Source organism: Vibrio eleionomae, assembly GCF_009874545.1.
GTDB lineage: Bacteria > Pseudomonadota > Gammaproteobacteria > Enterobacterales > Vibrionaceae > Vibrio > Vibrio nitrifigilis.
This window is the reverse complement of sequence record NZ_WEKT01000034.1, coordinates 1-24,001: the sequence shown is the minus strand read 5'-3', so window position 1 is coordinate 24,001 and position 24,001 is coordinate 1. Positions and strand designations below refer to the sequence as shown.

The following is a 24,001-nucleotide window of genomic DNA, read 5'->3' as shown; positions in this document are numbered from 1 at the left end:
GCAATCAACCTGAGCTTACGGTCAAAAAAATGCGAAATATTAACCATTGATGTTGTAAGGATATTACGGATTTAATACACCAAAATACCGGTTCCTATAACTGCAACGGCTGCACCAACCCAAGCATATCGATTGGGACGTTGTTTGGTATAAAGCCAAATAATCGGTAATAACATAATTGGTGTGGTAGAGGACAATAAAGCGACCATACCGACATTGCCATCTTTTAGTGCATACATGATAAGAGTCATTCCCACAGCCATAGCAAGAAAACCATTAATTAAAGTAATACCAAAAATAGACTTAGTCATTGGGTTAGGGGCGCGAGATGCTCGATAACCGGTAAGTCGAAGGGCACTATGAGCCGCGAAGGCAGCAATCATCCGAATTGCAGAGGCGGCGATGGGGTCGATTGCCGTTACCATGACAGGTTTGGCAATAATACCGCCAAGAGCTTGGCAGATAGCAGAAGTAATACCGAGTGTGATGCCAATACCAATATGACCACTGACCGTATCAAGAGAATGCTTTTTACCACGAAAGAAAATAGCCATTAAGACACCAGAAAAAACCAATACTGAGCCGAGCAGTTCCAGTTTTGTCATACTTTCGCCAAATAAAAAATAACCGAGTGTGGCCGAAAAGACAGCATGGCAGGAAAACAGCAACCCTGATTGCCTCGGACCCATTCGATTTAAACAGGCAAATAAAGCGGTGTCACCAATAAAAATGCCAATGAAGCCAGATAATGCCATAGGAAAAACATCACTACTGGCTACGCTATTCCACCCTCCTGTGAATAGTGCAAATCCACCTAGCATCAGCGATGTACATCCCATACGCCAGCGGCTATAGGCAAATGAGCCAAGATGACGAGAAGGAACAACAGACATCAACCCCGCAATTGCCCATAGTAAGGCAGCGGCTAACGCAAGCCACTCATAACCCATAGAGAATCCTATAACAATGAATAGAGAAGAAATTGAGGCTAAATATGCCACTTATTAAGATAAAGTAGTAGGGGTTATTGATGAGTGTCCGAAGAGCGAGTTTTATTCGCTCCTAGGCTATGTTACTGACTTTCAACGTAGGATGACTATATCTTCAAATCAGTGCCTTACCTAAGAGCGAAACCATTCTCGCTAAAACAGCATTTTGAAGTTACTTGGGTATAAAAAAGCCCGAGCAATACTCGAGCCTAATCGTTCTAGATTTGTTATTACTGCATTACTGTGCTTTATGGGCGTAAGCTGTTCCCATTAGAGTCGTGCTGCCTGTTCGCATGCTTTCATCGAAATGAACAGCATCACGGGCGAATAAGTTTATCACCGTTGATCCCAGTTTAAAGCGACCCATCTCTTGACCTTTTTCTAGATGAATGGCTTTTTCGCCTTCAGTTGGGTAATTCCAACGATAAACACTGTTACCGCGAGGTGGAGTGATGGTTCCTGCCCAAACAACTTCAATGCTACCAACGATAGTGGCACCTACCAATACTTGTGCCATCGGGCCAAATTCTGTATCAAAGATACAAACAACACGCTCATTGCGTGCGAATAGGTTTGGGACATTTTCAGCGGTCAGTGGGTTCACTGAAAATAGATCGCCTGGTACGTAAATCATTTGGCGTAATGTACCAGCACATGGCATGTGCACTCGGTGGTAGTCACTTGGGGATAAATAAATCGTTGCAAAGTCACCATCAATAAACTCTTTAGCTAATTCGGCATCACCGCCTAAAAGTTCTTGAGCAGAAAAATCATGACCTTTTGCTTGAATGAGCTTGCCATTGTTCATGTAACCAAATTGACTTACGCAGCCATCAGCTGGGTGAGTTAAGACGTCTTCATCTTCAATAACAGGTCGTACACCTGGTTTCAGCTCACGAACAAAAAATTCATTAAATGTGTTGAAGTGTTTTGGATCTGAATGTAATGCTTCATCCATATTCACATTATATTGTTTGATAAACCAACGGATTACTGCGGTGGTTAGACGTCCTGCTTTTGCTGAAGCAAGCTTGCCGACTAAACGGGTTAAACCATGTTGTGGAATCCAATATTGGAGTCCAACTTTAATTTTATCCATTGCTTGTCATTCCAATGTCTTGTCATCTGGGCGCGAAATAGTACTGAAAAAACCAAAAAATGTCAGTCTTTGTCTATGTCGTGCCCTTCAAAATTAATCGTAATGTCGCTCAAATAAAGCTTAATCGCTCGACTTAAAGGTCAGCTTTTTTGCTTTTTGAGTACTGACGGTTGGCTTTATTTTCATCCATACTTTCGATAATACGATGGTAATTATCAAAACGAATCGCGCTGATCTCACCATCCTCAACGGCCTGACGAATTAAGCAGCCAGGGTCGTCGCCATGTTTACAATCGCGAAATTTACAGCCGCCTAAATAAGGACGAAACTCTTTATAAGCTTCGGTAATATCATCAGGCTCTAAGTGCCACAAACCAAATTCGCGCACTCCTGGAGAGTCGATTAAATCGCCACCTGAAGGAATATGATATAGACGAGCCGCCGTTGTTGTATGCTGGCCCAAGCCCGAGTTTTCCGAGATTTCACCTTCTTCGGCTATCCAATCAGTATTAGGCATCAGAGCATTCACCAAACTCGATTTACCAACGCCAGATTGGCCTACGAAGATGTTAATTTTATCACGTAGCAGTGACTCTAATTCTTCAATGCCTTCACCGGTCTCTTTACTGACGTATAGGACTCGATAACCTATCGTTTTATAGATGCTTAGCCATTCTTGATACAGTTCAGCCAATTCATCGTTAAGTAAATCAATCTTATTCAATACGATAAGTGGTTCGATAGCCAGTGTCTCAGAGGCAATTAGGTATCGGTCTACAATATTGAGTGATAATTCTGGTAATACGGAGGAAATGATCACCATTTGATCAACGTTAGCGGCAACGGGTTTCAAACCGTCATAATAATCGGGGCGAGTTAATACCGAAGAACGAGGTTCTACTGCTTCGACTACACCAGAAATTCCAGCTAGGGTTTCAATACCCGGGCGCCAAATTACCTTGTCACCAGATACCAATGTTTCAATGCCACGTCGCATATTACAACGGTGTACTTCGCCAGTATCGAGATCTTCAATATCCGCATGTTGACCAAAACGGGTAATCACCAAACCGTTTTTGGCGTTCTCTAGCATGGATTCATCCCATTGAACGGTCTCTTCCTGTTTGAGTCGCTTATGTTGATTGCTTCTTACTCGCCGTACTTGGCCTTTAGTCAGCTTTTTTCTTTTTGCCACTATGCGTATCTTTATCTTGAGAATGTAATGTTGTCGGCTGCATGTATAACAGCTGACGCGGTGAAATCCAAGATAGCGCAGTATCTTGGTACTTCGAATTTATGTATAGTACCTTTTTTAATGATAATCCCATATAGGCACCTATCTATGTCATATAGCGAACAGAATCTTATCTGGATCGATTTGGAGATGACAGGCCTCGATCCTGAAACGCACAAAATAATTGAAATTGCGAGTATCGTGACTGATAGCGAGTTGAATATTCTTGCTGAAGGCCCCGTACTTGCTATTCACCAACCAGAATTAGAGTTGGCGAAGATGGATGAATGGTGTACCACAACTCATACAGCAAGTGGTTTAGTTGATCGCATTCGCGCAAGTTCTGTTACCGAAGAACAAGCCGTTGAGCAAACCATTGCCTTTTTAGAAAAATGGGTGCCAAAAGGTAAATCTCCTATTTGTGGCAATAGTATTGGCCAAGACCGTCGATTTTTATATAAACATATGCCACTACTCGAAGAGTATTTTCATTATCGATATGTTGATGTGAGTACGATTAAAGAGCTAACTCGTCGCTGGAAACCTGAAGTGTTAGATGGCTTTTCTAAACAAGGTAGTCACTTAGCTCTGGATGATATTAGAGAATCCATTGCAGAGTTAAAGTATTATCGTCAGCACGTGTTCGCTATTTAAAGATCACGTTAAGATCCAATCTTAGGGTGTTTCCTTGGGCTGCTAGGTTGGTATTGAATCTTTTTTGTATGCTTTTTCATCACTTATGAAAAAAAATCTCTTTTTTTGCATGTAAGGACTTGCATCACAAAAAAATGCTCTTATAATTCGCAGCCCTAACGACGGGGAATACTCGTTGTTACTTTGCGACACTAGCTCAGTTGGTAGAGCGCAACCTTGCCAAGGTTGAGGTCACGAGTTCGAACCTCGTGTGTCGCTCCAGTTTCCTTCTTNTNAAAGAAGANAGTTTTCATCGTACTTTAACGATGACACCGGACGCGGGGTGGAGCAGCTTGGTAGCTCGTCGGGCTCATAACCCGAAGGTCGTTGGTTCAAATCCGGCCCCCGCAACCACATTCTAACGATTTGTCGAGAGACAGGTTGTGAATGCGACACTAGCTCAGTTGGTAGAGCGCAACCTTGCCAAGGTTGAGGTCACGAGTTCGAACCTCGTGTGTCGCTCCAGTTTCCTTCTTNTNAAAGAAGAGAGTNTTCATCGTACTTCAACGATGCACAATATACGGACGCGGGGTGGAGCAGCTTGGTAGCTCGTCGGGCTCATAACCCGAAGGTCGTCAGTTCAAATCTGGCCCCCGCAACCACATTCCAACGATTTGTCGAGAGACGGGTTGTGAATGCGACACTAGCTCAGTTGGTAGAGCGCAACCTTGCCAAGGTTGAGGTCACGAGTTCGAACCTCGTGTGTCGCTCCAGTTTCCTTCTTGTAAAAGAAGAGAGTCTTCATCGTACTTCAACGATGCACAATATACGGACGCGGGGTGGAGCAGCTTGGTAGCTCGTCGGGCTCATAACCCGAAGGTCGTCAGTTCAAATCTGGCCCCCGCAACCANTGTGTCGCTCCAGTTTCCTTCTTGTAAAAGAAGAGAGTCTTCATCGTACTTCAACGATGCACAATATACGGACGCGGGGTGGAGCAGCTTGGTAGCTCGTCGGGCTCATAACCCGAAGGTCGTCAGTTCAAATCTGGCCCCCGCAACCAACTTCCCACATTGTTATGTGGATCACAAAGAGAATTTTTCCAGTCTATCTGGTTGTGCTAGATTTAAGTTCTCACCGTGAATGCTCTTTCTTAATGCTGTGAAGCATCATTCCCCTTGAGTCAGTTCTTCTACAGAGTTCTAAGAAATTAGTCCACTGCTAGAAGCGTTGTGCTTACAGAACTTCCATAACTTCTATACGTATAATCAACAGACTTATCCACAAAATATCCTTGTGGATAACTTGGTGTATAAAGTGTTTTTGTGTGTTGGAAAATGGTTGTATGTCTAGGATCTTTTTTGGTATATCAGTTTTTTTAATTGGAAGAATTCTTGCTTAACTTGTTGTTTTTTATTAATTTATTTGTTTTTTTAATTGTCTCAAATCTGTAAGAAAACGATCATTAACTAAAAAACACTTGATCCTAATCATTTCCTGCTGTTGTGACTAACTTTTGGTGGGGTAGGAAAAACGTGCATCATAAAAACTTTTTCCACACTTTGATTTTGTTTTTGTTGTCAAGTTAAATAACGAGAAAATTATCGACTTTATTAAGCATCTCTCGGTAGTCCTTTTTCTACAATACGAATAAGGCGAGCTTTCTTTCGATCTTTAAATGGCAATTGTTCTTGTTGTTGGGTCAGTGCCCAATCAATATGTGGGTCTAATAGCTCTGAATGGCCTTTGGCTTGCTCCAATGTTTCAATAATTTGCTGACTGTACGGTGCGTTACCCATTGCAATAATAATATTGCGGCGCCATTGCTCATGCCCAATACGGCGAATGGCTGAACCTTCCATATTTTTTAAAAATGTTTTTTCATCCCAAGCAAATAATGCGAGTAAGTCAGGATCATGGAGAGCTTGGCGTCGATGGAAATCACTCTGTTCTGTTAGGTGCGCGAATCTATTCCACGGGCAGACTAATTGGCAATCGTCACAGCCATAAATACGGTTACCCATCAGTGGTCGAAATTCTTCCGGAATAACACCGCTGTATTCTATAGTCAGATACGAGATGCAACGTCGTGCATCAACAATTCCTTCCTCGACGATAGCGTTCGTTGGGCAGGATGTCATACAAGCAGTACATTTACCGCATTGGTTTTCTGATGGGGTATCGATAGGTAGTGGTATATCAACGAGTAACTCGCCAAGAAAGAACCATGAGCCAGCACCTTCGTCTAAAATTAATGAGTGCTTGCCAGTCCATCCTAGTCCTGCTTTTTGAGCTAGGGGGCGTTCTAATATTGGAGCAGAGTCAACAAACGGTCGAAAACCCAGTTCTCCTGTTTCTGCTTTTATTTTTTCCCCCAGCTTTTTGAGCTGATTTCGTACCAGCTTATGGTAATCTCGTCCCAGAGCATATCGACTAATATAAGCTTCACTGGCATTATTGAGGTTTGAGGCGAAATGAGCATCCGGTGGAAGGTAATCCATACGAACGCTGATGACTCGTAATGTACCAGGTAATAGTTCTGCTGGTCTTGCGCGCATCATGCCATGTCGTGCCATCCAATCCATTTCTCCGTGATAACCTTTATCAAGCCATTGTTGGAGAGGTGCTTCGTGCTCTGTAAGATCAACATCGCAGATCCCAGCCTTGGCGAACCCTAATTCGTGAGCCCAAAATTTTATTTTTTTGGCGAGCGCTTGATAGTCCATCAGGTATCTACTAGTTAATAGGGAAATGTAAAGGGCGTGGATTTTAACGGATCCTATATCAAGGATCTAGTAAGTTGATCATAGCGTTTTGACATGAAACTAGGGATGTTTTTCTGTTTGCTTACAGAAGATCTCTTGTTAATCAATTCCACTACAGTTTACTATTCTGGTTCTTTGGCATTTTCCGCCATTAGGCATTTTTTGAGAAAGTATTACATGAACACCAAGACCTTTACATTAAAGAATGAAAAAGACACAGTTGCATTGGGAACGGCGTTGTCACGCTTATGTTCTCAACAAACCACTCTCTATCTCTATGGCGATCTTGGTGCTGGAAAAACAACATTTAGTCGTGGCTTTATTCAATCTTTAGGGCACAACGGCAATGTAAAAAGCCCGACCTACACTTTAGTGGAGCCATACCAATTAGAACAATGGAGTGTTTACCACTTTGATCTTTACCGCTTGGCCGATCCTGAAGAACTTGAGTTTATGGGGATTCGGGACTATTTCACTCCAGATGCTATTTGTCTGGTGGAATGGCCAGATAAAGGTCAGGGGATGTTACCGCAACCAGATATCACTATCGATATTCGTTATGATGGTGAGCAACGTCAGGCCGAACTTACGGCAAACAATGAATATGGATGTGCTTTATTAAGCCAGTTGGAGTTATGTTGATTGTTAATCGTTTCCGTACCATCGTTTTATTAATAACGTTTTTTATCACTGTTTTCACTTCTTCGGTGTATGCCAATGTATTAGAAGGTATTAGGGTTTGGCCCTCACCTGATGAGACTCGAGTAGTGATGGATGTTAAGTCCGAAGTAACATTTAGCTATTTTACTTTAAGCAGTCCAAGTCGTTTGGTGGTTGACTTACAAGATACGTCGTTAAAAGCCAAGTTGCCAATGAAGGTCACTGATAGCGCAATATTAACCAAAATACGGTCAAGTTCATCACCAAAGAAAGGGACCTATCGGCTGGTGTTGGAATTAAAAAAGCATATTTCAGCTAATATATTTAAGCTTCCTCCAACGCCTGGTGGTCAGTATGGGCACCGTTTGGTCATCGATTTACCAAACAAAACTAAAAAGCAGCAAGCGTTATCTAACAACAATCCGATTCAAAAGTTAAAGGTGAGTCGTGATGCTTCTCAGTTAGCGGGCAATGCGGATATTATCGTCGCGGTGGATCCTGGTCACGGCGGAGAAGATCCTGGTTCGATTGGTCCGGGACATAAATTTGAAAAGAATGTCACGCTGAGTATTGCCAAAAAGCTAGCCAACTTAATTGATCGTGTTCCCGGTATGAAAGCGATTCTAACGCGTAAAGGCGATTATTATGTCAGTTTGAATAAACGAACTGAGATTGCTCGCCAACATGGGGCGTATTTACTCGTTTCAATTCACGCGGATGCATTTAACTCCCCTAAACCACGTGGTGCATCAGTTTTCGTGTTAAATACTCGTCGTGCGAACACTGAAATAGCTCGTTGGGTAGAAAACCACGAAGAGCAATCTGAGTTATTAGGTGGGGCTGGGGCGGTGCTAGCGAAAAACAATCGCGATCGAAATGTGAGTCAAACCCTGCTGGATTTACAATTTAGCCATTCGCAAAAAGAAGGCTATAAATTGGCTTCTGACATCGTTCACAATTTAGCGCAAGTGACGCATTTACATCGAAGTAAACCAGTAAATGCTAGTCTTGCAGTTTTGAAATCTCCTGATATTCCATCAGTGTTGGTTGAAACAGGCTTTATTTCCAATCCTACTGAAGAGAGATTGCTGTTTCAACGGAGTCACCAAGATAAGCTTGCTCGTGCTGTTGCGACAGCGGTAGTGCAATATTTTAAAGATAATCCTCCAGTAGGGACGTTATTTGCTAATCGTAATAAAACACATAATTACCGGGTACAAAGTGGCGATTCACTGTCAGTGATTGCCCAGCGTTATGGTATGTCTGTATCGGCAATAAAAAATGAGAATAAACTAAAAACCAATACTTTATCAGTTGGGCAAATCTTAAAAATTCCTGGAGGAGAAACATCTTTAAAAGTGCCTCAGGTTGAGAACCCAGTTGAGACTGAAACCATTATTCATACTGTAAGTCGTGGCGAGTATTTAGGTCGAATCGCTCAAAAATACAAAGTATCCGTTGCTGATATCAAGCGGGAAAACCAGTTGCGCAGTAATTCTTTGAATGTGGGTCAAAAGCTTAAAATCACCGTGAGCTTGAAAGATAAGCCATTGCGTAAACATAAAGTCTCACGTGGTGACTTTTTAGGGAAAATTGCCAATGAATATAACGTGAGTGTGAACAGTATTCGAACTGCCAACCATTTGCGTTCAGACTCATTGGCTATCGGGCAGATATTAATTATTCCGAATAAGTAGAGTCGTTAGAGGCTTTGCAAATAACTTAAGTATAGAAACCATTATGGCTATTCAAATTTTACCCGCTCGTTTAGCAAACCAAATCGCTGCTGGAGAGGTGGTGGAAAGGCCAGCTTCCGTCGTTAAAGAGCTGGTGGAAAACAGTTTGGATTCAGGCGCTACTCGTATCGACATCGATATTGAAAAAGGAGGCGCTAAGCTTATTCGCATTCGCGATAATGGTTCGGGTATTCCTAAAGATGAGTTATCACTCGCGTTAAGTCGTCATGCGACATCGAAGATTCATAATCTTGATGATCTAGAAGCTATTATGAGTTTGGGATTTCGCGGGGAGGCGTTAGCGAGTATTAGCTCTGTTGCTCGTTTAACATTAACTTCTCGTACAACGACACAAGAAGAAGCGTGGTCTGCGTACAGTGAAGGGCGTGATATGGCTGTCAAGTTGCAACCTGCCGCCCATCCTGTTGGAACGTCAGTTGAAGTTCTCGATCTGTTTTTTAATACGCCAGCGCGGCGTAAATTTCTACGCACAGAAAAAACCGAATTTACTCATATTGATGAGCTAATTAAGCGTATTGCCCTTAGCCGGTTTGATGTTACCTTGAATCTACGTCATAACGGAAAAATGGTGCGCCAATATCGGGCAACGAAAACTCGATTACAGGAAGAAAAGCGGATTGGGGCGGTTTGTGGCAATGCATTTGTGCGCAATATGCTGCGGATTGATCTAGAGCATCAAGGTCTTAAACTCTCGGGTTGGATCACGACACCTGAAGGTGCTCGCCAGCAAAGCGATTTACAGTACTGCTATGTGAATGGCCGCATGATGAAAGATAAGCTGATCAACCACGCGATTAGACAAAGTTACGAAACCAGTCTGAAGCCTGATCAATACGCAACGTATGTGCTATTTATTGAGGTTGATCCGCATCAGGTCGACGTTAATGTCCATCCAGCTAAGCATGAAGTGCGTTTTCATCAAGCCCGCTTAGTTCATGATTTTATCTATCAAGCTTTGACTAGTGCCTTAGCTCAAGGTCAGCATATCGATGCGCCAGCACATAATGAAGCTGCGTTTTATCAGCCTCATGACTCTGATATGCCTGACTCGACCCGTGAACAAGGCGATCCTCGCCATTGGCAGGCTGATAAAACCCCAGCTTATCTTGGGCAAAAAGACTATCAGAAGCCTAAAGAGCAGCACTCTTCAATCCAAACGTCCAAGCCTCAGGTTCAGATGCAAGATGTAACCGATACATCTATTGCTGAGCCGCCGGCAAAGAGTTTTAGCGATGAGATGCCTTATCGTAGCTCTAAACAACCGAATGCGAGTGGGGCGAAAAAGGGGCGCGAAAAGTACAATTCGGATTCACCTTCAGCAAATGAAGTGCGTGTTTATCAACAGTTATTGCAGACTCCACAATTGAAAGAGTTGGCGTCTAATATTGTGAGTGATTATCAAGAACAATCGCTACCAATCGAAAAATTAGGCAAAGCTATAACGGTTGTCAAAGGGCAGTATTTGGTGATGGGAACGCCTCAAGGTTGTGTGCTTGTTTCATTGAATCACGCCAACTGGCTAAAAACACGTGGTCAATTGAATGTGGGACAAGGTGCGCTAAAAAGCCAACCGCTGCTTGTTCCGTTGGCGGTAAAAGTGTCTCCAAGTGAAGCGGCTGCCATTGAGATTTATCATGAGTTATTAATGACTTTCGGTATTGATCTTCAAATACGCTCCAAGCAAAGCATTATGGTAATGGGAGTCCCTCAACCATTAAGGCAGCAAAATCTACAAAATTTAGTACCAGATCTGTTATCTTACGCCTCTTCAACACTGGATCAGACGGAAAAGCGGTTAGATCGTGATAGTTTAGCCACTTGGTTGAGCAATTATGTGAAACTGGATAAAACTGACTACACTCTATCAGAAGGTATTCAGTTGATTTCAGAAATTGAGCAGTTGTGGCAAGGTGAATTACCTTTGCACGATAGCCATTTTGTCCGATCTGTAGATTTTTCAGCGACTATTGCAGCATTGAATTCATGACCAAACAACTACCTCTAGCATTATTTCTCATGGGACCGACCGCATCGGGGAAAACAGATCTTGCGATTCGGTTAAGACAACGATTTCCTGTTGAGATCATTAGTGTTGATTCTGCTTTGATCTATAAAACGATGGATATAGGTACGGCTAAACCGACGGCTGAAGAGTTAGAGCAAGCCCCGCATCGATTGATTGATATTCTCGATCCAAAAGATTCCTACTCTGCGGCAGACTTTCGGCAAGACGCATTGGATGAAATGGAAAAGATTGTAAACCAAGGAAAAATTCCGTTACTTGTGGGCGGAACCATGCTTTATTACAAAGCTCTGTTACAAGGTTTGTCTCCATTACCCGCAGCAGATCCCAAAATTCGTCAACAAATCGAGCAAGAAGCATTGACTAAGGGCTGGTCGATCTTGCACGATGAGCTGAAGGCGATCGATCCTGTATCAGCGGATAGAATTCATCCAAATGATCCACAAAGATTGTCACGGGCGTTGGAAGTTTATCGAATTTCAGGTAAAACTTTAACTGAACTGACTGAAACGAAAGGAGATGCTATACCTTATCGTGTTAAGCAGTTTGCAATTGCTCCCAAGGAAAGGGCTGAACTGCATCGTCGTATAGAACTACGTTTTGAAAAAATGATCGAAGCGGGATTTGAAGAAGAAGTTAGAGCGCTACATGAGCGACAAGATCTTCACCCAGACTTACCTTCGATTCGTTGTGTAGGCTATCGTCAGATGTGGGATTATTTAGACGGAAACGGTAGTTTAGACGAAGCGATCTTTCGTGGTGTCTGTGCTACCCGTCAATTGGCCAAGCGACAGATCACCTGGTTACGCAGCTGGGATGATTTAACTTGGTTAGATAGCGAAAACATTGATCAAGCTTTAGAAACTGTTTCAAATGCAATAGCATCTAGTTGATTAAGCTGTGTATAATGGGATCGCTTTTGCGTAATGTGCCCTGTAAAGGATCCGTTACTTGAAGTCGGCCTTATGTGCCCCAACAAACGGATTAGGGTGTTTTCATTCGTTTAGCTCAGATGTGAAGGCCGCACAGAACTTTAGTGCACCACTAGCTAAATAATTACTACAAAATACAAAATAAGGAAAAAAAAATGGCTAAGGGGCAATCTCTACAAGACCCATTCTTAAATGCACTACGTCGCGAGCGTATCCCTGTATCAATCTATTTAGTGAACGGTATCAAACTACAAGGTCAGATTGAGTCATTTGATCAATTTGTGATCTTGCTGAAAAACACTGTAAATCAAATGGTATACAAACACGCAATTTCAACTGTGGTACCTGCTCGTCCAGTTAGTCATCACAGTGCTGAGCGTCCTGCACAGGATCGTCCATCTGACAAAACAGAAGACTAATTAATATTAATACTTTTCAAACATTAAGGAGTTGATCGCTTGTTTGACCGTTATGAAGCCGGGGAGCGAGCCGTACTTGTTCATATCAACTTCACGCAAGAGGGTGAATGGGAAGATCTTAGCGAATGTGAAATGCTAGTTTCTTCTGCCGGAGTAGAAGTGATGCAGGTTGTTACCGGTAGTCGCCAATCTCCGCACCCTAAGTATTATGTTGGTGAAGGTAAAGCCCAAGAAATCGCAGATGCAGTGCACCGTACTGCATCTGATGTTGTTATCTTTAACCACGCACTATCTCCCGCTCAAGAACGTAACTTAGAAATGTTATGTCAATGTCGAGTGATTGACCGTACAGGTCTAATCCTTGATATTTTCGCCCAGCGCGCACGAACTCACGAAGGTAAATTACAAGTTGAATTGGCTCAATTACGCCATTTATCGACTCGCCTTGTCCGTGGTTGGACGCACTTGGAGCGTCAGAAAGGTGGTATTGGTTTGCGTGGTCCGGGTGAAACCCAGTTAGAAACTGACCGACGTTTACTGCGTGAACGTATAAAAGCTATCTTACGTCGTTTAGACAAGGTAGCAAAGCAACGAGAACAAGGGCGTCGAGCACGAAACCGAGCAGAGATCCCTACGCTTTCGTTAGTGGGATACACCAACGCCGGTAAATCGACTTTATTTAACCGTATCACAGAAGCTGGGGTATATGCAGCAGACCAACTGTTTGCCACATTGGACCCGACGCTACGTAAAATTGAGTTGGATGAAATAGGTCCAGCTATTTTGGCTGATACGGTAGGTTTTATTCGACATCTACCCCATGATCTTGTCGCGGCTTTTAAAGCTACGTTACAAGAAACGCAAGAAGCTGACATTTTGTTACATGTTGTTGATGCCAGTGATGACCGCTTTCGTGAGAACATAGAAGCGGTAAATGATGTACTAGTAGAGATTGAAGCGAATGAAGTTCCAACTTTATTAGTCATGAATAAAATTGATAGTTTAGATCACCAACAGCCACGTATTGAACGTGATGAGGAAGGTGTGCCAAAAGCCGTGTACGTATCTGCCATGGCCGGTGATGGCATTGATTTGCTGTTCGATGCATTGAGCGAACGTTTAGCAAAACAAATGGTTCAATATGACTTGAAGATACCGCCGCAACATCAAGGGCGTATCCGTAGCACTTTCTTCGAAATGAACTCGATTAAAACAGAAGAATATGATCCAGAAGGCAATTTGTTAATTACAGTTCGTATGCAACAGGCAGATTGGTCTAGACTAGAGAAAAGAGAACAGGCAGTTTTATCTGACTTTATAGTTACTTAAATGACTGCTAGAGTATAACGTCATATCAAATGATGGAGCTTTCTAATGGCGTGGAATGAGCCTGGTAATAACAACGGCAACAATGGTGGCCGCGATAATGACCCATGGGGTAACAATAATCGTGGTAACAACGGTGGCCGTGAACAAGGTCCTCCAGATTTAGACGAAGTGTTCAATAAGCTAAGTCAAAAGCTCGGGGGCAAGTTTGGTAAGAAGGGGAGCGGTAAAGGACCTTCGTTTTCTAATGGCGGAGCAGTCGGTATCGGTGTCATCGCTCTTATCGCTGTCCTCATTTGGTTCTTTGCTGGCTTTTATACCATCGGTGAAGCTGAACGTGGGGTTGTCCTGCGGCTCGGTAAATACGATCGTATTGTCGATCCTGGTCTAAACTGGCGTCCGCGCTTTGTTGATCAAGTGACTCCAGTTAACGTTCAGGCAATTCGTTCTCTTCGTGCATCAGGACTGATGTTAACAAAAGATGAGAATGTTGTGACCGTTTCTATGGATGTTCAGTATCGAGTTTCGGATCCTTACAAATACTTATTTGTTGTGACCAATGCTGACGATAGTTTGCGTCAGGCAACTGATTCTGCGCTGCGTGCAGTGATTGGTGACTCATTGATGGATAGTATCTTGACGAGTGGACGTCAACAGATTCGTCAAACCACTCAAGAGACACTCAACGATATTATCGATACTTATGATATGGGTATCACGATAGTTGATGTGAACTTCCAATCAGCACGTCCACCTGAGCAGGTGAAAGATGCGTTTGATGATGCTATTGCTGCTCGAGAAGATGAAGAACGCTTTATTCGTGAAGCTGAAGCATACAAAAATGAGATCTTACCTAAGGCAACCGGTCGTGCAGAACGTTTGAAGAAGGAAGCTCAGGGTTACAGCGAACGTGTTGTTAATGGCGCTATTGGTCAGGTTGCTCAGTTTGAACAATTGCTTCCTGAATATGAAGCTGCACCTAAAGTTACTCGCGAACGTCTATACCTAGACGCGATGGAAAAAGTGTACTCAAGTACTTCTAAAGTCATGGTCGACTCTAAATCGAGTGGTAACATGTTGTACTTACCAATTGATAAGATCATGGAAAATGCGGGCAAACCAACAACGAAGAAAACGGATAACACCGATTCAACGTCTGTTTATGACCAAATAAAAGCTGAGTCACAACACTCTGATAGTAAGAAGAATGCGTCAGATTCCGCATCTCGTAGTAACGATACACGTCAAGGGAGATACTAAGCATGCGTAAATTACTTATCCCTGCAGTTGTCGTTGTTTTAGCGTTGCTGTTAATGTCGATGTTCGTTATTCCAGAAGGTGAACGAGGCATTGTAATTCGATTCGGTAAAGTGCTTAAAGAAAATGAAAGTTCAGTTGCGCAAATTTATAATCCTGGACTTCATTTTAAATTGCCTTTGTTCGATCGAGTGAAAACACTAGATGCTCGTATTCAAACAATGGATGGTAGAGCAGACCGCTTTGTTACGGCAGAGAAAAAAGATGTCATCATCGATTCTTACGTAAAATGGCGTATCCAAGACTTTGGTCGTTATTACCTAGCAACAGGCGGCGGTAATGCATTAACTGCAGAAGCGTTGCTTGAACGTAAGGTAACGGACGTATTACGTTCTGAAATTGGTGCTCGTGAAATTAAGCAGATTGTTTCAGGTCCTCGTAATGATGATGTGCTTCCTGCAAGTTCAGATGCTGACGTAGTGACAACTGAAGCAGCAAAAGAAGCATTAGAGGTTGATGGTCAGCGTGATCAAATCATGGCTGATGTACTGACTGACACTCGTAAGAGTGCTGCAAAAGATTTAGGTGTATATGTTGTTGATTTCCGTATGAAGAAAATCAACCTACCTGATGAAATCAGTGAATCAATCTATCGTCGTATGAGAGCTGAACGTGAATCCGTTGCACGTAAGCACCGTTCACAAGGCCGTGAAAAAGCGGAAGTGATACGTGCTCAAGCAGAACTTGAAGTATCGACGATCTTAGCTGAGGCGGATAAAACTGCTCGAGTTACTCGCGGTGAAGCAGATGCTAAAGCGGCAAAAATTTATGCTAAAGCTTACAATGAAGACCCAGAGTTTTTTACGTTCTTGCGTTCGCTTCAGGCGTACGAAAAATCGTTTAATGATAAGAATGATGTGTTAGTACTTGATCCAAGTAGTGATTTCTTCAAATACATGAAGGATCCGAAAGGCGCTACTGCGAAATAGTACCGTATTCATTGTTTTAAGTTGAAAAAGAGAGGCTCCTGTGGGAGCCTCTCTTTTTTGTTTGTGACAGGTAGAAAGTAATGGCAACAACCATCTTTGGGGTTTTAGGTGTCGTGTTAATTATTGAAGGGCTAGGGCCATTAATTGCGCCCAACGGTTGGCGTCAAATGATTGCTCAAATTAGCCAACAATCCGATCATCAACTACGTCGTATGGGCGGGTGTTTAGTGGTTGCCGGTATCGTGATTGCCCACTTTTTCCTGTAACGAAGCAAGAACTATTTAGTAATGGGGTGGAGGAGTCTCTTCAGATGGATCCGCCAAGTTCGAGGTGCTCATCGACTTAATTTTACCAACCATGTACTTCATCTGATCTTGCATTTTGGTGATGAGTAACTGTTGTTGAGTCAAAGCATCGTTAAGATCGCTAATCGTTTGCTCTTGAAAGGCCATTTGGCATTCCAAATCATCGATACGTTGTTCTAGTTTAGTTATCTGTTCGTCTTTCATTGTTACTCTTCAAACTGCCAAGCTTCGGCTATACCTGCTGATGTTGCTGAGATAATGCGTTGCTGTTTATCAATAGCCGCATCATACACTACCGCCCTTGGTGGGCGCGCATCTTTTCTCGGTTTTGTGTCGAAACTATCGAGGCGTTTTCCTGTTTGCGTATTCCAAATTTCGACTCGACTTGACGGTGTACCAGTGATTAAGTAACGACCATCATCAGAAAAACGAGCTGAGCTGAAAATAAGTTGACGGGAAAAGCTTTTCAATTGAGCTTGTTTCTTTCCTGTTTTTAAATTCCAGATATAGGCATCTTTACCATCATCTGAGGTGAAGGCATATAAACCGTCACGCTGCAATGCGACTCTATTCACTCTGTGTTCATGTTCAAAGGTTAATATGATCTGGCCGGTGTGGGTATCCCATAAGAACGCATTATGGTCGTTACCACCGGTTAAGGCATAGTGACCGTTGGGAGATAGAGCGACAGTATTCACTTTTTCGCGGTGAGCAAGGAACTCTAAGCGGCGCCCGGTGACTAAGTCGACGTAGATTGCTTTTCCATTGGATAAACCGAGTAAGACTTGTTGACCATCACTTGAGATATCAACGTCACGAATTAGGCCATCTGAGATAGACCAAAGTCCTTTGGCTTGTGTCATTCCTAAGTCCCAAACAGCAAAGTTGATTTGGGAGGCTGTAATGGCATAGCGATCATTATCAGAAATGCGGATATTGGTTACAGTGGTTGCTTCTTGGTCTTGAGCACCTAAATCGGCTAGCTGTTTACGTTGGGTAAGATCCCACAGTAATAGCTGATGTTCTTTTGAATAAATAAGAGCAAAACGGCCATCACGACTTAGACCAAAAGCCGTCGAACCATTGGGTTCAAGATCCCACTCTTCGACAGAGTGGCTTGTGAAAAAGCATCCATTTAACGTCACTATGACAAACAGATACAGGATGAAATGAGAAATTAACTGTTTCAAGTTTAATAATCCGTTAAGTATCAAGACAATCGAATAACATCAAGTTATATTGGTACAACTGTGTGTTGTGCACCACTGCAAACCTCATTTTTGTGCACAATCCCAATAGGACTGCCGAAAAATTGGAGAATTTAATGAAATCATTATTTAAAGTGTCACTGCTTGCCGCTACCGTTATGTTAGCAGCTGGCTGCCAGCAAGATGAACAAAAAAAATCGGACACTAAACCAGCTGCTGAGCAATCGCAAGGTGCAGTTAACTTTAAATCAGACGATGATAAAGCGGCATACGCTATCGGTGTTTCTTTTGCTAACTACCTATCTTCTAGCTTAGAAAAACCAAAAGAGATTGGTGTTGAGCTTAACAAAGATATCGTTCTGCAAGGTATCGAAGATACATTTGCTGGTAAAGCGGGTATGAAAGATGATGAGACACGTAAAGTGCTTAAAGATCTGGATAAGCGCGTTGCTGAAAAAATGAAGAAAAAGCAAGCGGATGAAGCAGCAGCTAACCAGAAGAAAGGTGATGACTACCGTGCTAAGTTTGCAAAAGAAGACGGCGTGAAAACGACTAAATCTGGTTTGATGTATAAAGTTCTGACACCAGGTAAAGGCGCATCACCTAAAGCAACGGATACCGTTCAAGTTCAATACAAAGGTACTTTGATTGACGGAACGAAATTTGATAGCTCTTATGACCGTGGTGAGCCAGCTACTTTCCCGCTAAATCGCGTGATCCCTGGTTGGACTGAAGGTGTTCAACTAATGAAACCAGGCGCTAAATATGAGTTTGTGATTCCGCCAAAATTGGCTTATGGCAAACAAGCAACACCAAAAATTCCAGCAGATTCTACGTTGGTGTTTGAAGTGGAGTTACTTAAAGTCAACCCTAAGCCAGAGCACAAAGCAGCAGTACCAAGTACTAAAAAATAATTTAGAGACAAAATAGAGAAAAGGGCTTGTTTATCAAGCCCTTTTTTTATAGTTATCTATCTTGATAAGAACATTAAAATTGTTCTAGGTCACTAGTTGGTAATATAGCGCAGCAAAATATTAAAATTTTCTGATAAACTTACCCTAAATTGTTGAATTATTGTTCTAAGGTCAAAAACAGTGACAACCACAGAAACCATTAACTCTGAACTGCTTCTGGAGATGGAATCGGTGCATGTGAAGCCTTTTTCTGAACATGACAAAGTGATTCTTAAATCCTACGAAGCTGTGGTAGACGGTATCGCCAGTCTGATTGGTCCTTTTTGTGAAATCGTTTTGCATTCACTGGAAGATCTGAATACCTCTGCGGTAAAAATTGCGAACGGTGAAAATACCGGTCGTCAGGTGGGATCGCCAATCACTGATTTAGCATTAAAAATGCTAAAGGATATTGAAGGTTCGGAAAGAAACTTTTCGCGTTCTTATTTTACTCGGGCTAAAGGTGGCGTATTGATGAAGTCCATCACGGTAGCCATCCGTAATGGGGATAACCGTGTGATCGGCTTATTATGTGTCAACGTAAACCTAGATGCGCCATTCTCACAAATTCTGAATTCGTTTTTGCCAACACCTGAAGCACAAGAAGCTGCCTCTAACGTTAACTTTGCTAGTGATGTTGAAGAGCTGGTGGACCAAACCGTTGAGCGTACAATTGAAGAGATCAATGCGGATAAATCGGTATCGAATAACACCAAAAACCGCCAGATTGTGATGGAGTTATTTGATAAAGGCATTTTCGATATTAAAGATGCAATAAATCGGGTCGCTGATCGTTTGAACATCTCTAAACACACTGTCTATTTATATATTCGTCAGCGTAAAACTGAGGAAGATGAAAAGTGAGTGAAAGCCCATCGACATCACTGAACTATTGCTTAGTGGTAAATGGTCCGGTTTATGGAACCCAAACGTCACGTAGTGCTTACTTATTTGCCAACGCTTTGATTGAAAAAGGACACACCTTAAAGGGTGTGTTTTTCTATCAAGATGGAGTCAATAATGGTAGTGCGTTGACCGTACCCGCAAATGATGAGTTTGACCTTGTAGCAGCTTGGCAGTCGTTAGCGCAAAAACATAACGTAAGGCTCGAAACATGTGTGGCAGCAGCATTGCGTCGGGGAATTGTTAGTGAAGCTGAACAACAGTTACATCAATTGTCCAACAGTAATCTGGCTCAAGGTTTTGAACAAACAGGGCTAGGTAGTTTGGCGGAGTCGCTATTAACACAGGACAGAGTGGTGCAATTTTGAATAAAGTCGCGTTTATCTTTCATCAAGCACCACATCAAGTGACTTCGGGGCGAGAAGGGTTAGATGCCATCCTTGCTACATCCAACTATAGCGAAGATATTGCGTTATTTTTTGTTGGTGAAGGTGTCTTACAGTTGCTTAAGGACCAACAGCCAGAGCATATTTTGAGCCGTAATTATTCCAGTGCTTTTAAGCTGTTAGATTTATATGACCTTGAGCAACGTTATATTTGCAGTGAGAGTTTGCAGCAATGGGGCATTGCACAAAGTGAATTGATTATTGATGGTGAATGCCTTTCTCCTCAAGAGTTGGCTGATAAGTTAAGTCAATTCGACAATGTTTTAAGTTATTAAGGTAATCAGATGTTACATATCGTCAAAAGCATCGAAAAATTGCCTCTTGTTATTTCTCTGTTACGAGAAGAAGATGCTCTCTTATTAGTAGAAGGTGCCATCTATGCTGCACATGAGAAATCTCAAGCTTATGCGAGTATTAAATCTTGTGTCGGAGTTTATGTTTTACAAGAGGATCTAATGGCTAGAGGCTGGGAACATAAAGTAGCAAAAACGCTGGACATCGTTGATATGGCGGGCTTTGTAGACTTAACTGTAACCCATGTTAACTCAGCCACTTGGTAGTGTTTTTTTTAAGGTGTTGCGTTTAACTGACACTCAGCCTTAAAGAACACGCAAAAAAGATCTGTATATTTCTTGACACTCCCTCTGCTGCTGCATAGAATTTTGCGTCCCTATTTAGGTAGGGATAGATTTTTCACAAAGCTTACTTTAAGTAAATCAGGAGCTATTTAATGGCAACTATTAACCAGTTGGTACGTAAGCCACGTGCAAAGCAAGTTGTTAAAAGCAACGTGCCTGCACTAGAAGCGTGCCCACAAAAACGTGGTGTATGTACTCGTGTTTACACTACTACACCTAAAAAACCTAACTCAGCACTTCGTAAAGTTTGTCGTGTACGTCTGACTAACGGTTTCGAAGTAACTTCGTACATCGGCGGTGAAGGTCACAACCTTCAAGAGCACTCAGTTGTTCTAATCCGTGGTGGTCGTGTTAAAGACCTTCCAGGTGTGCGTTACCACACTGTACGTGGTGCACTTGACTGTGCAGGCGTAAATGACCGTAAACAAGGTCGTTCTAAATACGGTGTGAAACGTCCTAAGTCTTAATGGATTCCGTTAAGTAAGGCCAAACACTAATTTATTTATTAATTTTTGAAGAAACTGAAAAGTTTTGGATAACCTGAAGAAGACAACGGAGAATATCCATGCCACGTCGTCGCGTTATTGGTCAGCGTAAGATCCTTCCAGATCCAAAGTTCAAATCTGAACTGCTGGCAAAATTCGTTAACATCCTTATGGTTGACGGTAAAAAATCTACTGCAGAAAAAATTGTTTACACTGCACTAGACACTATGGCTGAGAAATCTGGTAAAGATCACTTAGCTGTATTCGAAGAAGCTCTTGAAAATGTACGCCCTGCGGTAGAAGTTAAATCTCGCCGTGTTGGTGGTTCAACTTACCAAGTGCCTGTAGAAGTACGTCCGGTTCGCCGTAACGCACTTGCTATGCGTTGGTTGGTTGAAGCTGCGCGCAAGCGTGGTGAAAAATCTATGGCTGCACGTCTATCAGCAGAAATGCTAGACGCGGCTGAAAACAAAGGTACTGCTGTTAAGAAACGTGAAGACGTTCACCGTATGGCAGATGCAAACAAAGCGTTTGCTCATTACCGTTGGTAATAATACCTTCTGTGCTGCGAGGTTCTCTCGCAGCACATTTCTAGATCCTAAGGTTAACCTTAGTAAGAGGATACAATCGTGGCTAGGAAAACTCCTATTGAGCGCTATCGTAACATCGGTATTTGTGCTCACGTAGACGCAGGAAAAACAACCACAACTGAGCGTATTCTGTTCTACACTGGCCTTTCTCATAAAATCGGTGAAGTTCACGATGGTGCAGCAACCATGGACTGGATGGAGCAGGAGCAAGAACGTGGTATCACAATTACCTCGGCTGCGACTACTACCTTCTGGAGTGGTATGGACCAACAGTTTGAACCACATCGCATCAACATCATTGATACCCCAGGACACGTTGACTTTACTATTGAAGTAGAGCGTTCTCTTCGCGTGCTTGATGGTGCAATGGTTGTTTTCTGCGGTGCATCGGGCGTTGAACCTCAATCCGAAACCGTATGGCGTCAGGCTGACAAATACCACGTTCCACGCATGGTGTTTGTTAACAAGATGGACCGTGCAGGTGCAGATTTCTTACGCGTTGTAGACCAAATTAAAAATCGTCTTGGTGCAAACCCAGTTCCAATCCAGTTAAACATTGGTGCGGAAGATGAGTTTAAAGGTGTCATCGACCTAATCAAGATGAAAGCCATTAACTGGAATGAAGCCGATCAGGGTATGACTTATACCCATGAAGATATTCCAGCAGATCTCGTTGAACTTGCTGAAGAATGGCGCACCCACATGGTGGAGTCTGCGGCAGAAGCAAACGACGAGTTAATGGATAAATACCTTGAAGAAGGTGAGCTAACGGAAGAGGAGATCAAACAAGGTCTTCGTCAACGTACGCTTAATAATGAAATTGTATTGGCAACTTGTGGTAGTGCATTTAAAAACAAAGGTGTTCAAGCTGCTCTTGATGCAGTGATTGAATTCTTGCCATCGCCAATCGATGTCCCTTCTATTAAAGGTGAAGATGAGTCAGGTAATGTGCTTGAGCGTCATGCTGATGACCAAGAACCATTCTCTGCACTAGCATTCAAAATCGCAACAGACCCGTTTGTTGGTACGTTGGCGTTTATGCGTGTTTATTCTGGTGTTGTAAAATCAGGCGATGCTGTGTACAACTCAGTGAAACAAAAACGTGAACGCTTTGGCCGTATTGTGCAAATGCACTCTAACAAACGTGAAGAAATCAAAGAAGTTTACGCAGGTGATATTGCTGCGGCAATCGGCCTAAAAGATGTGACTACGGGTGACACACTTTGTGAGCCAAACCATCGAGTAATTCTAGAACGTATGGAATTCCCTACACCGGTTATTCAAATCGCTGTAGAGCCTCGTTCTAAGGCTGACCAAGAAAAAATGGGTATTGCGCTGGGTAAACTGGCTGCTGAAGACCCTTCTTTCCGCGTTGAAACGGATGAAGATACAGGCCAAACGTTGATTTCTGGTATGGGTGAACTTCACCTTGATATCATCGTTGATCGCCTAAAACGTGAATTCAGTGTTGATTGTAACGTGGGTAAACCTCAGGTTGCTTACCGCGAGACTATTCGTGGATCCACCGAAGTAGAAGGCAAGTTTGTTCGTCAATCGGGCGGGCGAGGTCAGTATGGCCATGTTTGGCTTAAACTGGAACCGTCTGAACCAGACGAAGGGTTTGTTTTTGTTGACGAAATCGTTGGTGGTGTCGTTCCTAAGGAATACATCAGTTCGGTAGCGAAAGGTATCGAAGAACAAATGAACAATGGTGTTCTTGCTGGCTATCCTGTTATGGATGTTAAAGCGACCTTGTTCGATGGTTCATACCACGATGTTGACTCTAACGAGATGGCGTTTAAAATCGCTGGCTCGATGGCGTTTAAGAAAGGTGCGCTGCAAGCAAACCCAGTTATTCTTGAACCGCTAATGAAAGTTGAAGTAACCACTCCGGAAGATTGGATGGGTGATGTTGTTGGTGATCTTAACCGTCGCCGCGGCCTTATCGATGGTATGGATGAAGGGCCTGTCGGGCTGAAAATTATTCATGCTAAAGTCCCTCTTGCGGAAATGTTTGGTTACGCAACTGACCTTCGCTCTGCGACACAGGGCCGTGCAACATACTCTATGGAGTTTTGTGAGTACGGTGAAGTGCCTAAAAACGTTGCTGAAGCAATCGTTGCTGAGCGCGGTTAACAATGAATCTATTGCGCTAACGAGCGTTGGCGCATAAAATAGCAATTTCTGGCGCGCCTTGGGTGTACGTTACTCAAGGTGAATCATAACTAGGAAGGAACACGATCGTGTCTAAAGAAAAATTTGAACGTACGAAACCGCACGTAAACGTTGGTACTATCGGCCACGTTGACCACGGTAAAACAACTCTAACTGCAGCTATCTGTACTGTACTGTCTAAAGTATACGGCGGTTCAGCACGTGACTTTGCGTCAATC

The 24,001-nt window shown here is 42.8% G+C and carries 25 protein-coding genes and 7 tRNA genes; 26 read left to right on the top strand and 6 right to left on the bottom strand.

Annotated features, from left to right (window positions below; translation table 11 throughout):
- Positions 1 to 71 precede the first annotated feature (71 nt).
- From F9817_RS15950 to rsgA, 3 genes are all read right to left on the bottom strand, one after another.
- Complete coding sequence (locus F9817_RS15950) at positions 72 to 950, bottom strand: DMT family transporter (RefSeq protein ID WP_161157155.1); 879 nt, start codon at positions 948 to 950, stop codon at positions 72 to 74.
- Positions 951 to 1,227: 277 nt separating this feature from the next.
- Positions 1,228 to 2,088 carry an archaetidylserine decarboxylase gene (gene asd, locus F9817_RS15945; protein WP_161157154.1) on the bottom strand — a complete coding sequence of 287 codons (861 nt, stop codon included), beginning with the start codon at positions 2,086 to 2,088 and terminating at the stop codon, positions 1,228 to 1,230.
- 133 nt (positions 2,089 to 2,221) lie between these two features.
- Entirely contained in the window at positions 2,222 to 3,283 is a 1,062-nt protein-coding gene (rsgA, locus tag F9817_RS15940; protein WP_161157153.1) for a small ribosomal subunit biogenesis GTPase RsgA, read from the bottom strand.
- 147 nt (positions 3,284 to 3,430) lie between these two features.
- Between rsgA and orn the strand changes: the two genes are divergently transcribed.
- The 8 genes from orn (at position 3,431) to F9817_RS15900 (ending at position 5,015) form a co-directional block, all read left to right on the top strand.
- Positions 3,431 to 3,976, top strand: a complete 546-nt coding sequence (orn, locus tag F9817_RS15935; RefSeq protein ID WP_161157152.1) for an oligoribonuclease — start codon at positions 3,431 to 3,433, stop codon at positions 3,974 to 3,976.
- A 185-nt stretch (positions 3,977 to 4,161) separates the two neighbouring features.
- A tRNA-Gly gene (locus tag F9817_RS15930) sits at positions 4,162 to 4,237 on the top strand.
- 55 nt (positions 4,238 to 4,292) lie between these two features.
- Positions 4,293 to 4,369: transfer RNA gene (locus F9817_RS15925), tRNA-Met, on the top strand.
- Positions 4,370 to 4,404: 35 nt separating this feature from the next.
- Positions 4,405 to 4,480, top strand: a tRNA-Gly gene (locus F9817_RS15920).
- A 60-nt stretch (positions 4,481 to 4,540) separates the two neighbouring features.
- Positions 4,541 to 4,617: transfer RNA gene (locus F9817_RS15915), tRNA-Met, on the top strand.
- 35 nt (positions 4,618 to 4,652) lie between these two features.
- Positions 4,653 to 4,728, top strand: a tRNA-Gly gene (locus tag F9817_RS15910).
- A gap of 60 nt (positions 4,729 to 4,788) precedes the next feature.
- Positions 4,789 to 4,865: transfer RNA gene (locus F9817_RS15905), tRNA-Met, on the top strand.
- Positions 4,866 to 4,938: 73 nt separating this feature from the next.
- Positions 4,939 to 5,015 (top strand) — tRNA-Met (locus tag F9817_RS15900).
- Between the two features lie 550 nt (positions 5,016 to 5,565).
- Here F9817_RS15900 and queG read toward each other — a convergent pair.
- Positions 5,566 to 6,678, bottom strand: a complete 1,113-nt coding sequence (queG, locus tag F9817_RS15895) for a tRNA epoxyqueuosine(34) reductase QueG (RefSeq protein WP_161157151.1) — start codon at positions 6,676 to 6,678, stop codon at positions 5,566 to 5,568.
- Between the two features lie 216 nt (positions 6,679 to 6,894).
- Between queG and tsaE the strand changes: the two genes are divergently transcribed.
- From tsaE to F9817_RS15850, 9 genes are all read left to right on the top strand, one after another.
- Positions 6,895 to 7,359, top strand: a complete 465-nt coding sequence (gene tsaE / locus F9817_RS15890; protein WP_161157150.1) for a tRNA (adenosine(37)-N6)-threonylcarbamoyltransferase complex ATPase subunit type 1 TsaE — start codon at positions 6,895 to 6,897, stop codon at positions 7,357 to 7,359.
- Positions 7,353 to 9,074: an N-acetylmuramoyl-L-alanine amidase gene (locus F9817_RS15885; RefSeq protein WP_161157149.1), complete on the top strand. Its 1,722-nt coding sequence runs from the start codon at positions 7,353 to 7,355 to the stop codon at positions 9,072 to 9,074. Before tsaE ends, F9817_RS15885 begins: the two co-directional genes overlap by 7 nt.
- Before the next feature lie 43 nt (positions 9,075 to 9,117).
- The gene (gene mutL, locus F9817_RS15880) at positions 9,118 to 11,121 is read left to right on the top strand and encodes a DNA mismatch repair endonuclease MutL (RefSeq protein WP_161157148.1); all 2,004 of its coding nucleotides are present in this window, start codon (positions 9,118 to 9,120) and stop codon (positions 11,119 to 11,121) included.
- Entirely contained in the window at positions 11,118 to 12,050 is a 933-nt protein-coding gene (gene miaA, locus F9817_RS15875) for a tRNA (adenosine(37)-N6)-dimethylallyltransferase MiaA (RefSeq protein ID WP_161157147.1), read from the top strand. The genes mutL and miaA overlap by 4 nt, the downstream gene beginning before the upstream one ends.
- Before the next feature lie 194 nt (positions 12,051 to 12,244).
- Positions 12,245 to 12,508, top strand: coding sequence for an RNA chaperone Hfq (hfq, locus tag F9817_RS15870; RefSeq protein WP_161157146.1), 264 nt, complete (start codon positions 12,245 to 12,247; stop codon positions 12,506 to 12,508).
- A gap of 39 nt (positions 12,509 to 12,547) precedes the next feature.
- A complete protein-coding gene (gene hflX / locus F9817_RS15865; protein WP_161157145.1) occupies positions 12,548 to 13,837 on the top strand; it encodes a ribosome rescue GTPase HflX in 1,290 nt (429 codons plus the stop codon).
- A 45-nt stretch (positions 13,838 to 13,882) separates the two neighbouring features.
- Positions 13,883 to 15,094, top strand: a complete 1,212-nt coding sequence (hflK, locus tag F9817_RS15860; protein ID WP_161157144.1) for an FtsH protease activity modulator HflK — start codon at positions 13,883 to 13,885, stop codon at positions 15,092 to 15,094.
- 2 nt (positions 15,095 to 15,096) lie between these two features.
- A complete protein-coding gene (hflC, locus tag F9817_RS15855; protein ID WP_161157143.1) occupies positions 15,097 to 16,080 on the top strand; it encodes a protease modulator HflC in 984 nt (327 codons plus the stop codon).
- A gap of 80 nt (positions 16,081 to 16,160) precedes the next feature.
- Positions 16,161 to 16,346, top strand: a complete 186-nt coding sequence (locus F9817_RS15850) for a DUF2065 domain-containing protein (protein WP_161157142.1) — start codon at positions 16,161 to 16,163, stop codon at positions 16,344 to 16,346.
- 15 nt (positions 16,347 to 16,361) lie between these two features.
- Here the strand turns inward: F9817_RS15850 and F9817_RS15845 are convergent, their stop codons facing one another.
- Entirely contained in the window at positions 16,362 to 16,589 is a 228-nt protein-coding gene (locus F9817_RS15845; RefSeq protein WP_161157141.1) for a SlyX family protein, read from the bottom strand.
- 2 nt (positions 16,590 to 16,591) lie between these two features.
- Positions 16,592 to 17,575 carry a WD40 repeat domain-containing protein gene (locus F9817_RS15840; RefSeq protein WP_161157140.1) on the bottom strand — a complete coding sequence of 328 codons (984 nt, stop codon included), beginning with the start codon at positions 17,573 to 17,575 and terminating at the stop codon, positions 16,592 to 16,594.
- A 134-nt stretch (positions 17,576 to 17,709) separates the two neighbouring features.
- Here F9817_RS15840 and fkpA point away from each other — a divergent pair, with 134 nt between their 5' ends.
- The 9 genes from fkpA to F9817_RS15795 all read left to right on the top strand — a co-directional run.
- Positions 17,710 to 18,507 carry an FKBP-type peptidyl-prolyl cis-trans isomerase gene (fkpA, locus tag F9817_RS15835; protein WP_161157139.1) on the top strand — a complete coding sequence of 266 codons (798 nt, stop codon included), beginning with the start codon at positions 17,710 to 17,712 and terminating at the stop codon, positions 18,505 to 18,507.
- Positions 18,508 to 18,687: 180 nt separating this feature from the next.
- The gene (locus tag F9817_RS15830) at positions 18,688 to 19,410 is read left to right on the top strand and encodes a helix-turn-helix transcriptional regulator (protein WP_161157138.1); all 723 of its coding nucleotides are present in this window, start codon (positions 18,688 to 18,690) and stop codon (positions 19,408 to 19,410) included.
- Positions 19,407 to 19,817 (top strand): sulfurtransferase complex subunit TusD, encoded by a 411-nt coding sequence (gene tusD / locus F9817_RS15825; protein WP_427916713.1) that lies wholly within the window; start codon positions 19,407 to 19,409, stop codon positions 19,815 to 19,817. Before F9817_RS15830 ends, tusD begins: the two co-directional genes overlap by 4 nt.
- On the top strand, positions 19,814 to 20,170 hold the full coding sequence (tusC, locus tag F9817_RS15820; protein ID WP_161157137.1) for a sulfurtransferase complex subunit TusC: 357 nt from the start codon (positions 19,814 to 19,816) through the stop codon (positions 20,168 to 20,170). Before tusD ends, tusC begins: the two co-directional genes overlap by 4 nt.
- Before the next feature lie 9 nt (positions 20,171 to 20,179).
- Complete coding sequence (gene tusB, locus F9817_RS15815) at positions 20,180 to 20,455, top strand: sulfurtransferase complex subunit TusB (RefSeq protein ID WP_161157136.1); 276 nt, start codon at positions 20,180 to 20,182, stop codon at positions 20,453 to 20,455.
- Between the two features lie 170 nt (positions 20,456 to 20,625).
- Positions 20,626 to 21,000, top strand: coding sequence for a 30S ribosomal protein S12 (rpsL, locus tag F9817_RS15810; RefSeq protein WP_004399892.1), 375 nt, complete (start codon positions 20,626 to 20,628; stop codon positions 20,998 to 21,000).
- 98 nt (positions 21,001 to 21,098) lie between these two features.
- Complete coding sequence (rpsG, locus tag F9817_RS15805; protein WP_161157135.1) at positions 21,099 to 21,569, top strand: 30S ribosomal protein S7; 471 nt, start codon at positions 21,099 to 21,101, stop codon at positions 21,567 to 21,569.
- Positions 21,570 to 21,647: 78 nt separating this feature from the next.
- A complete protein-coding gene (gene fusA, locus F9817_RS15800; protein ID WP_161157134.1) occupies positions 21,648 to 23,744 on the top strand; it encodes an elongation factor G in 2,097 nt (698 codons plus the stop codon).
- Between the two features lie 107 nt (positions 23,745 to 23,851).
- The coding region (locus F9817_RS15795) for a GTP-binding protein (RefSeq protein ID WP_345789737.1) at positions 23,852 to 24,001 on the top strand (150 nt) is incomplete at its 3' end.

Coding starts and splice junctions, on each gene's coding strand:
- F9817_RS15950 (WP_161157155.1), bottom strand. CDS start 950: ATGGGTTATGAGTGGCTTGCGTTAGCCGCTGCCTTACTATGGGCAATT.
- asd (WP_161157154.1), bottom strand. CDS start 2,088: ATGGATAAAATTAAAGTTGGACTCCAATATTGGATTCCACAACATGGT.
- orn (WP_161157152.1), top strand. CDS start 3,431: ATGTCATATAGCGAACAGAATCTTATCTGGATCGATTTGGAGATGACA.
- queG (WP_161157151.1), bottom strand. CDS start 6,678: ATGGACTATCAAGCGCTCGCCAAAAAAATAAAATTTTGGGCTCACGAA.
- tsaE (WP_161157150.1), top strand. CDS start 6,895: ATGAACACCAAGACCTTTACATTAAAGAATGAAAAAGACACAGTTGCA.
- F9817_RS15885 (WP_161157149.1), top strand. CDS start 7,353: ATGTTGATTGTTAATCGTTTCCGTACCATCGTTTTATTAATAACGTTT.
- mutL (WP_161157148.1), top strand. CDS start 9,118: ATGGCTATTCAAATTTTACCCGCTCGTTTAGCAAACCAAATCGCTGCT.
- miaA (WP_161157147.1), top strand. CDS start 11,118: ATGACCAAACAACTACCTCTAGCATTATTTCTCATGGGACCGACCGCA.
- hfq (WP_161157146.1), top strand. CDS start 12,245: ATGGCTAAGGGGCAATCTCTACAAGACCCATTCTTAAATGCACTACGT.
- hflK (WP_161157144.1), top strand. CDS start 13,883: ATGGCGTGGAATGAGCCTGGTAATAACAACGGCAACAATGGTGGCCGC.
- hflC (WP_161157143.1), top strand. CDS start 15,097: ATGCGTAAATTACTTATCCCTGCAGTTGTCGTTGTTTTAGCGTTGCTG.
- F9817_RS15850 (WP_161157142.1), top strand. CDS start 16,161: ATGGCAACAACCATCTTTGGGGTTTTAGGTGTCGTGTTAATTATTGAA.
- F9817_RS15845 (WP_161157141.1), bottom strand. CDS start 16,589: ATGAAAGACGAACAGATAACTAAACTAGAACAACGTATCGATGATTTG.
- fkpA (WP_161157139.1), top strand. CDS start 17,710: ATGAAATCATTATTTAAAGTGTCACTGCTTGCCGCTACCGTTATGTTA.
- tusB (WP_161157136.1), top strand. CDS start 20,180: ATGTTACATATCGTCAAAAGCATCGAAAAATTGCCTCTTGTTATTTCT.
- rpsL (WP_004399892.1), top strand. CDS start 20,626: ATGGCAACTATTAACCAGTTGGTACGTAAGCCACGTGCAAAGCAAGTT.
- rpsG (WP_161157135.1), top strand. CDS start 21,099: ATGCCACGTCGTCGCGTTATTGGTCAGCGTAAGATCCTTCCAGATCCA.